Annotated in this window: 13 protein-coding genes; 10 read left to right on the top strand and 3 right to left on the bottom strand. The window is 63.9% G+C overall.

Features of this window, described 5'->3' with window-relative positions; translation table 11 throughout:
- The coding region (locus F3H96_RS16895; protein ID WP_149802847.1) for a transposase at positions 1-329 on the top strand (329 nt) is incomplete at its 5' end.
- 12 nt (positions 330-341) lie between these two features.
- On the opposite strand, the gene cbiB is transcribed toward F3H96_RS16895, so the two are convergent.
- The gene (cbiB, locus tag F3H96_RS16890) at positions 342-1,349 is read right to left on the bottom strand and encodes an adenosylcobinamide-phosphate synthase CbiB (protein WP_149802846.1); all 1,008 of its coding nucleotides are present in this window, start codon (positions 1,347-1,349) and stop codon (positions 342-344) included.
- Between cbiB and cobD the strand changes: the two genes are divergently transcribed.
- Positions 1,348-2,403 carry a threonine-phosphate decarboxylase CobD gene (gene cobD / locus F3H96_RS16885; RefSeq protein WP_149802845.1) on the top strand — a complete coding sequence of 352 codons (1,056 nt, stop codon included), beginning with the start codon at positions 1,348-1,350 and terminating at the stop codon, positions 2,401-2,403. The genes cbiB and cobD overlap by 2 nt on opposite strands.
- Positions 2,400-2,909 carry a tyrosine phosphatase family protein gene (locus F3H96_RS16880; protein WP_149802844.1) on the top strand — a complete coding sequence of 170 codons (510 nt, stop codon included), beginning with the start codon at positions 2,400-2,402 and terminating at the stop codon, positions 2,907-2,909. Before cobD ends, F3H96_RS16880 begins: the two co-directional genes overlap by 4 nt.
- A 118-nt stretch (positions 2,910-3,027) precedes the next feature.
- Here the strand turns inward: F3H96_RS16880 and F3H96_RS16875 are convergent, their stop codons facing one another.
- Positions 3,028-3,825, bottom strand: a complete 798-nt coding sequence (locus F3H96_RS16875) for a creatininase family protein (protein WP_149802843.1) — start codon at positions 3,823-3,825, stop codon at positions 3,028-3,030.
- A 68-nt stretch (positions 3,826-3,893) separates the two neighbouring features.
- Entirely contained in the window at positions 3,894-4,277 is a 384-nt protein-coding gene (locus F3H96_RS16870; protein ID WP_149802842.1) for a RidA family protein, read from the bottom strand.
- A gap of 253 nt (positions 4,278-4,530) precedes the next feature.
- Between F3H96_RS16870 and F3H96_RS16865 the strand changes: the two genes are divergently transcribed.
- From F3H96_RS16865 to F3H96_RS16835, 7 genes are all read left to right on the top strand, one after another.
- Positions 4,531-5,535: an ABC transporter substrate-binding protein gene (locus F3H96_RS16865; RefSeq protein WP_149802866.1), complete on the top strand. Its 1,005-nt coding sequence runs from the start codon at positions 4,531-4,533 to the stop codon at positions 5,533-5,535.
- A gap of 15 nt (positions 5,536-5,550) precedes the next feature.
- Complete coding sequence (locus tag F3H96_RS16860; protein ID WP_149802841.1) at positions 5,551-6,372, top strand: ABC transporter ATP-binding protein; 822 nt, start codon at positions 5,551-5,553, stop codon at positions 6,370-6,372.
- On the top strand, positions 6,359-7,210 hold the full coding sequence (locus F3H96_RS16855) for an ABC transporter permease (RefSeq protein ID WP_149802840.1): 852 nt from the start codon (positions 6,359-6,361) through the stop codon (positions 7,208-7,210). The genes F3H96_RS16860 and F3H96_RS16855 overlap by 14 nt, the downstream gene beginning before the upstream one ends.
- 42 nt (positions 7,211-7,252) lie before the next feature.
- Positions 7,253-8,548, top strand: coding sequence for a cytosine deaminase (locus F3H96_RS16850; RefSeq protein WP_149802839.1), 1,296 nt, complete (start codon positions 7,253-7,255; stop codon positions 8,546-8,548).
- A gap of 2 nt (positions 8,549-8,550) precedes the next feature.
- Positions 8,551-9,948 (top strand): FAD-binding oxidoreductase, encoded by a 1,398-nt coding sequence (locus F3H96_RS16845; protein WP_149802838.1) that lies wholly within the window; start codon positions 8,551-8,553, stop codon positions 9,946-9,948.
- A gap of 279 nt (positions 9,949-10,227) precedes the next feature.
- A complete protein-coding gene (locus tag F3H96_RS16840; protein ID WP_149802837.1) occupies positions 10,228-10,809 on the top strand; it encodes an NAD(P)H-dependent oxidoreductase in 582 nt (193 codons plus the stop codon).
- Positions 10,809-11,396: an NAD(P)H-dependent oxidoreductase gene (locus F3H96_RS16835; RefSeq protein ID WP_149802836.1), complete on the top strand. Its 588-nt coding sequence runs from the start codon at positions 10,809-10,811 to the stop codon at positions 11,394-11,396. Before F3H96_RS16840 ends, F3H96_RS16835 begins: the two co-directional genes overlap by 1 nt.
- Positions 11,397-11,460 lie beyond the last annotated feature (64 nt).

The raw sequence follows: 11,460 nt of genomic DNA, 5'->3' as shown, positions 1-11,460 counted from the left end.
AGGCGCGTTTCGAACTCTATGTCGAGACCCAGCTTGCACCCGAGCTCAAACCGGGCGACGTCGTCATCCTCGACAACGTCGCCTTCCACAAGAGCGAGCGGGCGGCCGAACTGGTGCGCCAACGCGGTGCTTGGCTGCTGCCGCTGCCGGCCTACTCGCCCGATCTCAATCCAATCGAAATGGCCTTCTCGAAACTCAAGGCGCTGCTCAGAAAGAAGGCCGCGCGATCTTTCGACGCTTTATGCTGCGCTCTCAAGGACATATGCGACCTGTTCGATCCGATACAGTGCAGAAACTTCTTCAAAGCTGCCGGATATGAGGCCAATTAAACGCGACATGCTTTAAAGTATGCTGGCGCCTTGGCCACTGATCCGGACGGTCAGATAGATCACGATCCCTGACAGGATGGCGAACAGGCCGAGCAGCAGCGAGTCGGCGACACGGTAGAGCTTCAGCGCCTCTCGGATGTCGGTACTTTCGGCCTCGCGGCGGCCGCCTTCGCCCATATAGGCATCCTCGACGACCTCGCCGCCATAGCTGCGCGGTCCGGCCAGCGAAAGCCCCAGCGCGCCGGCCATTGCGGCTTCCGGCCAGCCGGCATTGGGCGAGCGGTGTTTCCTGGCATCGCGCCGCATGACCTGCCAGGCGCCGCACGGATCGGCGCCCGGGACAAGAAAGGCCGCCAGCACGATCAGCAGGCCGGTCAGCCGCGATGCGGGCAGGTTGATCAGGTCGTCGAAACGGGCGGCCGCCCGGCCGAATGCCTTATATCGCGGCGTGTGGTGGCCTATCATCGAATCGGCAGTGTTGGCGGCCTTGTAGGCCGCGCCGCCACCCAAGCCGCCCATGCCGGTCCAGAAGGCGGGCGCGACGATGCCGTCGGAGAAATTCTCGGCCAGGCTTTCGATTGCCGCGCGGGCGACGCCTGCCTTGTCGAGTTTTTCGGGATCGCGGCCGACGATGCGCGAAACGGCGATGCGGCCGAGCGTCAGGCCGCCGGTCTCCAGCGCGTCGGCGACATCCTCGACATGCTCCGCGAGACTCTTTTGCGACAGCAGCGAGGAGCCGAGGATGGCCGCTATGACCAGGCCCGACGGGAAGATCAGCCACAGCAGGACGTGCAGCGCCAGACCGACCAGGCCGGGCACCAGCAGGATGACCAGCAGCGCCTGCACGCCGCGGCGGCGACGCAATTCGTCGGAATCGGTCGCGCGGTTGAGCCTGCGATCGAGAAAGGATATCAGCCTGCCGATCCAGGTGACCGGATGGCCGATGGCGTTGAACAGCCAATCGGGATAGCCAAGGACACGTTCGACGGCGAGTGACAGGAAAGCGATCAGGATCGACATGAAGCTTCTAGGCGGCGCGATTGCGGCGGTTGATCATGGCGGCAGCCTTGGCCGCGCAATCGCGCTTTTTCCTCATGCGCCACAGCCTTTCGTGGATCTCTCGACAGGTATCAACCCGCACTCCTATCCGCTTTTCGAATTGCCCGCCACCGCCCTGTCGCGATTGCCGGAGGCAGGACAGCTGCGCGAATTGGCCGAAATTGCGGCTATCGCCTATGGCGCGCCGTCGGCGGCGCATGTGGCGGCGGCGCCAGGTACTCAGATTCTCCTGCCGCGCGTCGCCTCGCTGGTGCGGCCCGGCAAGGCATTGGTGGTTGGTCCGACCTATGCCGAACACGCCAGGGCCGCGGCCATTGCAGGCCATGCCGTGGCGGAAGTAAGCGATTTCGACGCGCTGGTCGACGCGGACCTTGCGGTGCTGGTCAATCCCAACAATCCGGACGGGCGAGTGATCGAAAAGGCGCGCCTGCTCGAGCTTGCCGCGCGGCTTCGCGCCAAGGGCGGGCTGCTCGTAGTCGACGAGGCGTTCATGGATGTCGGCCCGGCCGAGCAAAGCCTGGCCGGCGATGTCGGGGAAGGCGGTGTCGTCGTGCTGCGCTCGTTCGGCAAATTCTTCGGCATCGCCGGTGTGAGACTCGGCTTCGCGCTGGCAGATCCGCTGACGGCCGAGCGGCTGGATGCGCAGTTGGGTCCTTGGGCCGTGGCCGGCCCGGCGCTCGAATATGGCATCCGCGCCTTGTCGGATGCGAAGTGGCAGGCCGCCATGCGGCAACGCCTGGCGCAAGATGCCGGGCGGCTCGACGCGCTGCTTGGCCGATTCGATGTTGCGGTCGCCGGCGGCACCAGCCTGTTCCGCTATTTGTCGTTTGGTGAAGCCCCAAGCCTGTTTTTGGCTCTTGGAGAGCGCGGCGTGCTGGTGCGCCATTTTGCCGATCGGCCGCAGGCCCTGCGAATCGGTCTGCCGGGCAGCGAGGCGGAATGGCAGCGCCTTGAAGGCGCCCTTGCAGCGTGGGCCTCGCGGCGCGAGGATACGTCCAAGGAGATCGGAAAATGATCCATGTCTGTTCGCTGTCGAAAGTCGAGGAGACCGTGGCACGGACCGGTGCCGAACGGCTGCTGTCGCTGCTTGCCGCCGGTACGGAAGTGATCCGACCGGCGTCGATCCTCGAGCAAAACCATCTGCACTTGGTCATGCACGACATTGCCGTCGCACAGGATGGCATGACGATGCCCGGCGAGGAGCACGTCCGCGCCTTGCTCGACTTCGCCTATCTCTGGGACCGAGCCAAGCCGTTGGTGGTGCACTGTTATGCCGGCGTCAGCCGCTCGACCGCGTCGGCCTACATCATCGCCGCGGCGCTGGCGCCCAGGCGCGACGAGATGGAACTGGCGCGGACCCTGCGGTTTCTCTCGCCGACGGCCACTCCCAATCCGCGGCTGATCGCGGTTGCAGACACCTTGCTTGGGCGCGACGGCCGCATGATCGCGGCGATCGAGGCCATCGGCCGCGGTGCCGATGCCGTCGAAGGAATACCCTTCGAATTGGGGATTGAAGCCTAGATCGGGATGACGTTTCGTTGACTCGTCATCCTGATCTAACTCTTTGTTGGAGCATGATCTTTTCCGAAAGCCGGGTCCACTTTTCGGGATCATGCTCTAGGTCAAAGCGGACGCATCGCTACGACAGCCAGTCGGCAAGCTTCGCCTTACGCACATCCTTGACCAGGTTGATAAAACCGTCGGCCTGCATTTCCGCCGTCAGACGGCCTTTCTCAGCCGTTGCGATCGAGGCATCGCCGACCACGCCGTTCGGATTGAGATCGCTGGCGATCCAGGCAAAAGCATGCGTGCCGGTATGGCGCAGCAGGGCGAATTGCTTTTCGGCGCGTCCGACATTCGAGACGAAATTCTCCGCCTTGCCCATGTCGACGAGGTCGGGCCGGAAATGCAGCATCAGCGAGGTCTCGACGTCGCCGCCGTGGATGCCGTGACGGTCCTCGAGCTCGGTATACATGCCGGCCGGGCGACCAAAGCGTTGCCAACTCGTCTTCACCGACAGCATTTTCGCGCGCACCCGCAATTCGCGCGTGACGATGCCCATGATCTCCTCGTTGCCGCCATGCGAGTTGACGACGATCAGCTTTCTGACCCCAGCGCGCGCGACCGACAGGCCGAGTTCCGTCCAGGCATCGACCAGGGTGGTGGCCGGCAAGGTGAGCGTTCCCGGCGCATGCAGATGCTCGTTCGACTTGCCGACCGCCTGCACCGGCAGGATGCGGATGTCGAGATCGTCGGGCAGGCGAGCGATCACCGTCTCCAGCATGCCCGTCATGATCGAGGTGTCGGTCGAAACCGGCAGATGCGGACCATGCTGCTCGATCGCTGCCACCGGCAGCACCGCGATGGTCGCTTCGGCGTCGATCGCGGCATATTCGGTCGTCCGGTAGTCGCCCCACCACACACGTCTTGTCGTCACTGTCGTCTCCCGATGGCCCGCTGTCCGGATTGAGATGATCTAAAGCGCCTCGCGGTTGCGGGCAACCATCAGCCGGCAGCAAACACTTCCACCTCGACTTTGAATTCCGGGCGCGCGAAGCCGGAAACGATCATCAGCGTCGAGGCCGGCGCCGGATCGGAAAACAGCCTGTTGCGAACGTCCATATAGGGCTGCAGATGAGCGCGGTCGGTGACGAAGGCGTTGATGCGCACGATGTCGTTCAGCGTCAGGCCGGCTTCGCTCAGAATCGCTGAAATGTTCTTGAAGCAGAGTTCCGTCTGGGCCCCGGCATCCTCCGGCACGTCATCGTCGGGGCCGATGCCCAATTGGCCAGAGCATAGCACCAGGCGCTTTCCGGCCGGTATTTCGACGCCGTGGCTGTAGCGGGCGAAGGGCGGCTTGATCGACTTGGGGGCGAGGTATTTGAACATGGCATTCTCCTGTCGGTCGACAGCCTAGGGGCGGATTCATGAAACATTCAAGATGCAGTGCATGCCGCCCGGGCGATTATGGACAGGCGTTCAAAAAATAGGCACGATGCCTCGCGTACAGCATGACCCGTCCGGTCTCGGCAATGACTGTCGCACAAGCAGGCGGCCCAGGCGGTGGCATGTGTCTTGCTTCTTAAAACAATGGTGTCGAGCCCGGCGCGTCGCGCTGCCGGGCCAAGAGAGGGTGATGTTTATGATCGGACAAGGAAAGATCGTGGCGGGCGCCGTGGCGCTGCTGGCGGCAGGCACGCTGGGTGCGGCGGCGAACGAGAAGGTGACGTTCGGCACCAATTGGCTGGCCGAGCCCGAGCATGGCGGCTACTATCAGGCCGTAGCCGACGGCACCTATGCCGCCTGCGGCCTCGACGTCACCATCTTGCAGGGCGGCCCGCAGGTCAGCGGCAGGCCGATGCTGCTTGCCGGCAAGATCGATTTCTATATGGGCGGCAACCTGCTTTCGGCCTTCGATGCCGTGCAGCAGGGGATTCCGATGCGTGTCGTCGCGTCCGACTTCCAGAAGGATCCACAGGTCATCATGTCCCACCCCGGGGAGGGGCTCGACAAGTGGGAAGACCTGAAGAATGCCGACCAGTACATTATGGGTGACGAAGGCGCGCAGACCTTCTTCCAGTGGATGGTTACGGACCTGGGCTTCGATGCCGCGAAGCGCGTGCCCTACACCTTCAATCCGGCGCCCTTCATCGCCAACAAGAAATCGATCCAGCAGGGCTATGTCACGTCCGAGCCTTTTGCCGTGCAGAAGCAGGGCGGCTTCGTGCCGAACCAGTTCCTGCTCGCCGACTATGGCTGGGACACCTATGCGACGACCATAGAGGTGATGCAGGACACGATCGACAAGCGGCCTGAGGTGGTACAGTGCTTCGTCGATGGCTCGGCCAAGGGCTGGTACAATTATCTCTACGGCGACAACAAGGCCGCCAACGATATGATCAAGAAGGACAATCCGGATATGACGGATGAGCAGATCGCCTTCTCGATCGAGCAGCTGAAGAAGTTCGGCGTGGTCGATTCGGGCGATTCGGCAAAACTCGGCATCGGCGCCATGACCGAAGCCCGTATCCAGAGTTTTTACGACAAGATGGTCAAGGCCAAGGTGGCGCAGCCGGGCATCGACATCAAGAAGGCCTATACGCTGGCCTTCGTCAACAAGGGTGTCGGGCTGGAGCTGAAGAAGTAGGGCGGCCTGCCTGACATGATCCAGGAGAAGGTGGCGCAGACGCCGGCGGCATCAGGCGAAGCCCCGATGCTGCTTTCGTTGCGCAAGGTCGGCAAGGTCTTTTCCAACGGCGTGACGGCGCTGAGCAAGGTGGACCTGGCGATCCGCGAGGGCGATTTCCTCAGCCTGCTCGGCCCGTCCGGCTGCGGCAAGTCGACGGCGCTGCGGCTGATCGCCGGCCTGTCGACGCCGACCTCCGGCCAGCTCGACTGGCGCGGCTCGATCGATCGCTCGAACATCGGCTTCGTCTTTCAGGAGCCGACGCTGCTGCCCTGGGCCAGCGTTTTCGACAATGTCTGGCTGCCGCTCAGGCTGAAGGGCGTGTCGCGCGCCAGGGCCCAGCCCGCCGTGATGGACATGCTGTCGCGCGTCCATCTCACCGGCTTCGAGAATGCGGTGCCGCGCGAGCTTTCCGGCGGCATGAAGATGCGCGTCTCGATCGCCAGGGCCATGGTGACGAAGCCGCGCATCCTCTTGATGGACGAGCCCTTTGCCGCGCTGGACGAGATCACCCGCTTCAAGCTCAACAACGACCTTCTCGAGCTTTGGCAGGACGAGCGCTTCACCGTGGTCTTCGTCACCCACAGCGTGTTCGAGAGCGTGTTCCTGTCCAGCCGCGTCGTCGTGATGGCGGCGCGGCCGGGCCGGGTCCACGGTGAGCTTGCAATCGAAGCGCCTTATCCGCGCGACGAGGCGTTCCGCACCTCACCCGACTACGCCGCACTTTGCCGGCAGGCCTCGGACGTGCTGGTCAATGCCATCAACTCAACCGCCGGATCGCACCATGACGGCCATTGAAGACACCGCGCTGAAGCTCGATCCCGAGGAGGCGCGCCGCGTGCGCCAAGAGCGGCTGGAGCGCATCGGCAAATGGGTGCTGCCGCTGGCGATCATGGTGCTGGCTATCTGGCTGTGGGACCGCATCTGCGTCTGGAACGAGATCCCGCAATACATATTGCCGCGGCCGGGCGTGGTGCTGCAGACGCTGCACAACGACGCTGGCCTGTTGTTCTCCTCGTTGCTGGTGACGCTTCGGATCACCTTCCTCAGCCTGCTGCTCGCCGTCATCGGCGGCGTCGGGCTGGCGGTGCTGTTCGCACAGTCGAAATGGGTGGAGATGTCGTTCTTCCCCTTCGCCATCGTGCTGCAGGTGACGCCGATCGTCGCCATCTTCCCGTTGATCAACATCTACATCGACAACCAGACGACCAAGCTTCTGCTCTGCGCCTGGATCGTCGCCTTCTTCCCGATCCTGTCCAATACCACGCTGGGGCTCAACTCGGTCGACCGCAACCTGCGCGACCTGTTCAAGCTCAACGGCGCGACGCGCTGGCAGCAATTGCGCTACCTGCGCCTGCCGGCGGCAATGCCCTATTTCCTCGGCGGGCTGAAGATCGCCGGCGGCCTGTCGCTCATCGGCGCGGTCGTGGCCGAATTCGTCGCTGGCGCGCAGGGGCAGTCGTCCGGGCTTGCCTCGCGTATCATCGAGGCCGGCTACCGGCTCAACGCGCCACGCCTGTTCGCGGCGCTGATCCTGATCTCGCTCACCGGCATCCTGATCTTCCTGGTGCTGTCGCTGGTGTCGCATCTCATCCTGCGCCGCTGGCACGAGAGCGCGCTGAAGCAGGAGCGCTAAGATGGGTGACGCAGCAAAGGAAATCGCGAAGAGGACCAGATCTTGATACCTGCCTCTGGTTCCTACCAGCTTACGAACGTCCGTGTTCATCGGTCGCTGACGCCCGGCTTTGCCGAACCGTTCGACGCGGATGGTTTCGCGCTTGCCGACATGTCCGTCGCCGACGGCAAGATCGCGAGCATCAGGGCGCGCGGAAGGTCGGCGCAATCCGATGCGATCGACCTTGCCGGCCGCATCGTGCTGCCGTGCTTCGTCGACTGCCACACCCATATCGACAAGGGCCATATCTGGCCGCGCATGCCCAATCCCGACGGCACCTTCATGGGCGCGCTCACCGCCACCGGCGCCGACCGCACCTCGCGCTGGAGCGCGGAGGACGTCGCGCGCCGCATGGATTTCTCGCTGCGCTCAGCCTACGCGCATGGCACGAAAGCCTTGCGCACGCATCTCGACAGCGTGCCGCCGCAGGAAGAGATTTCCTGGCCGGTGTTCGAGACGATGCGGGAGAGATGGCGCGGGCGCATCGACCTGCAGGCGGCCTGCCTGCTCGGCATCGAAGGCGTGCGCGACAAGGCGTGGTTCGAGCGGCTGGCGAAGCGCGTCGCCGCGGCCAAGGGCGTGCTTGGCGTCGTCACCTATATGGTGCCGGATCTGGAGGAGTTGCTCGACGAGGTCTTCGGCCAGGCGATCAAGCATGGCCTCGACCTCGATTTCCATGCCGACGAGACCGACGACGTCGCGGCGATCTCGCTGAAGAAAATCGCCGAGGCCTCGTTGTGGAACGGGTTCGACGGCAACATTCTGGTCGGCCATTGCTGCTCGCTGGCTCGGCAGCCGGACCTCGAGGTTCTCGACACGCTGGACAAGGTGGCGAAGGCAGGGCTCGCCGTGGTGTCGCTGCCGATGTGCAACCTCTATCTGCAGGATCGCCGCAACAATGGAACGACGCCACGCTGGCGCGGCGTGACGCTGCTGCATGAGATGAAGGCGCGCGGCATCAAGGTGGCGGTCGCTTCCGACAACACACGTGACCCGTTCTACGCCTATGGCGATCTCGACATGCTGGAAGTCTACCGCATGGCGACGCGCATCCTGCATTTCGACCATCCGGTCGGCGACTGGCCGAAGGCGGTGGCGGCGACGCCGGCGGAGGTGATGCGGCTCGACGGCGCCGGCACGCTCGCTGCCGGCGGCAGCGCCGACTTCATCGTCTTCAAGGGACGGAGCTGGACCGAATTGCTGTCGCGGCCCGAATCGGATCGCATCGTGGTGCGCGAGGGCAGGGCGATCGAACGCCAACTGCCCGACTATGCCGAACTCGACGAACTGATGGTGTGACAATGGATATTGGGGCGCTGAAGCGCGATCTCGATGGGATCAAGGTCGACGATCATCCGGCGATCGTCCAGCAGAAGAGTCGCGATTTCTACTGGTACAGCCCGGTGCTGAAGGCGCAACTCGACCATGTCAAAGGCGATCTCATCGTCACGCCGAAGAACGAGGACGAAGTCGTCCGCGTGCTCGCCGCTTGTCACCGGCTCGGCGTTCCGGTGACGCCGCGCGGCAGCGGCACCGGCAATTACGGCCAGGCGATGCCGCTGTCGGGCGGCGTGGTGCTCAACCTCGCCGAGATGAACGAAGTCAAGACGATCGCGCCGGGCCGCGTGGTGACCGGGCCCGGCGCGGTGCTCGCCGATATCGACAAGGCGACACGAGCGCATTCCGGTCAGGAACTGCGCATGTCGCCTTCCACTTACAACACGGCCTCCATCGGCGGCTTTGTTGCAGGAGGCTCCGGCGGCATCGGTTCGATCCGTTGGGGCGGGTTGCGCGACCTCGGCAATGTCATTCGTCTGCGGACCGTGACGATGGAGGCCGAGCCGCGCGTCATGGCGCTGACCGGCGAGGAGGTGCTGAAGGTCATGCATGCCTATGGCACGAATGGCATCATCACCGAGGTCGAGATGCCGCTGACGGCCTCCTACGACTGGATCGACGTCATCGTAGGCTTCGACGATTTCATGGATGCGGCCGGCTTCGGCAACGACCTTGCCGTCCAGGACGGCATATTGGCGAAGCTGATCACGCCTATCGCGGCGCCGATCCCTTACGACTATTTCAAACGGCACCAAAAATTCTTCCGGCGCGAGCAGAGCATCGTGGTTTGCATGATCGCGCCGCATGCGATGGATGCCTTCGACGCCTTCGTTCGCAATGGCAAGGGCGAGATCGTCTTCCGGGCCGACCGGGAGACCGACCTCAAGGGCCTGCCGCCTGCCTATGAGCTGACCTGGAACCACACGACCCTGCGCGCGATCCGTGTCGATCCGACCATCACTTACCTGCAGGCGCGCTATCCGTCGCCGGACCATCTCGCCCACGTCAAGGCGATGGTCGAGCGTTTCGGCGACGAGGTGCCGGCGCATCTCGAATTCATCCGCTTCGACGGCGCCATCGGCGCCGCAGGCCTGCCGCTGGTGCGCTTCACCACGACGGAACGGCTGGACGAGATCATCCGCATCCACGAGGATAATGGCTGCTGGATCTTCAATCCGCACCGCTACACGCTGGAAGAAGGCGGCATGAAGCGGACCGACGATGTCCAGCTTGCCTTCAAGCGCGAGACCGACCCGCAAGGCCTGCTCAACCCCGGCAAAATGATCGCCTGGGAAAACCCGGATTACGACTACCGTTCCGGCAAGTCGTTCCTGTTCAAGGGGCTGCAGAGGGCGAGCTAGGTCGATGAGCGGACGGCGCCGTACCCCCCTCTGGCCTGCCCGCCACATTGGCGATTGGCGAAAGCCATGGCGGCGTCGGATCTCCCCCCTTGAGGGGGAGATGGCCGGCAGGCCAGAGAGGGTCGCTTCTTATAGAGCGCCGTCGGACGTCGCGGAGGGCGTTGGCGCTCCATGCGAGGCGACCCCCTCTGTCGCCCACGGCGACATCTCCCCCTCAAGGGCGGAGATTTGGCGCCAGGCAATGGGGGCGCCTGACGCTGACCTGCGGGATGTTCGCCCGTGAAAATCCTCGTGCTATACGCTCACCCGGTCGAGACCAGCTTCAATGCCGGTCTGCACCGCACGATCGTCGAGCGGCTGGAAGTGGCGGGCCATACAGTCGACGATTGCGATCTCTATGCCGAGGATTTCGATCCCAGGCTGACGCGCAGGGAGAAACTGGACTATCATATCCAGCGCAGTTCTGCGGATCCGGCCGCGCCTTATATCGAGCGCCTGCTGAAAGCCGAGGCGCTGGTGCTGTCTTTCCCGGTCTGGAACTACGGCTACCCGGCGATCCTCAAAGGCTTCTTCGACCGCGTGTTCCTGCCCGGCGTGTCGTTCAAGCTGGTCAACGGCAAGGTGCAGCCGACGCTGCACAACATAAGCAAGCTTGCGGCCGTCACCACCTATGGCGGCAGCCGTTTTCGTGCCATGCTGATGGGCGATCCGCCGCGCAGGATCGTCAAGCGCATGCTGCGCGCCACCATCAAGCCTGGCGCTCCCATCTCCTATCTCGCGCACTACTCGATGAACCTTTCGACCGACCAGACGCGCAACGCCTTCGTGGCGAAGGTCGCGGCCAGCATGGATCAATTCTGATGCGCGTGCTGGTGGTCTATTGCCATCCGGTGCCGCAAAGCTATTGCGCGGCGATCCGCGACACCGCCGTCGAGGTGCTGAAGGGTCGCGGTTGGGACGTGCGGCTGCTCGACCTTTATGCCGAGAATTTCGATCCGGTGATGAGCTGCGAGGAGCGGCGCTCCTACAACGACCGTGCGCCGGACGATGCTGCGCTTCAGCCGCATTTCGAACTCCTGAAATGGGCGCAGGCAATCCTCTTCATCTACCCGACATGGTGGTACGGGCTGCCGGCGATGCTGAAGGGCTGGTTCGACCGGGTTTGGGCCACCGACATCGCCTTCCAGCTGCCGGCAGGCAAAGGGAGGATCAAGTCGCTGATGAGGCATGTGACCAAGGTCGGCGTCGTCACCACCTGCGGCGCGCCGACCTGGTGGAGCGTCGTCGTCGGCCAGCCAGGCCGCAAGACCATCCTGCGCGGCATGCGCGCGCTCTGCGCCACGCGCTGCAAGACGTTCTTCCTGGCGCATTATCTGATGGATTCGTCGACGCCGAAGAGCAGGGCGGCGTTCCTGGCGAAGGTGAGGGCGAGGCTGGAGAGGTTTTGAGATTGGCTTTCTTCGCCCCGTTTACGGGGAGAAGATGGCGGCAGCCAGATGAGGGGCGGCGCGA

The organism is Mesorhizobium sp. NFR06 (assembly GCF_900115245.1).
In the GTDB taxonomy this organism is placed as follows: domain Bacteria; phylum Pseudomonadota; class Alphaproteobacteria; order Rhizobiales; family Rhizobiaceae; genus Mesorhizobium.
The sequence above is the reverse complement of the archived record's forward strand: the minus strand, read 5'-3'. Positions and strand labels throughout refer to the sequence as shown.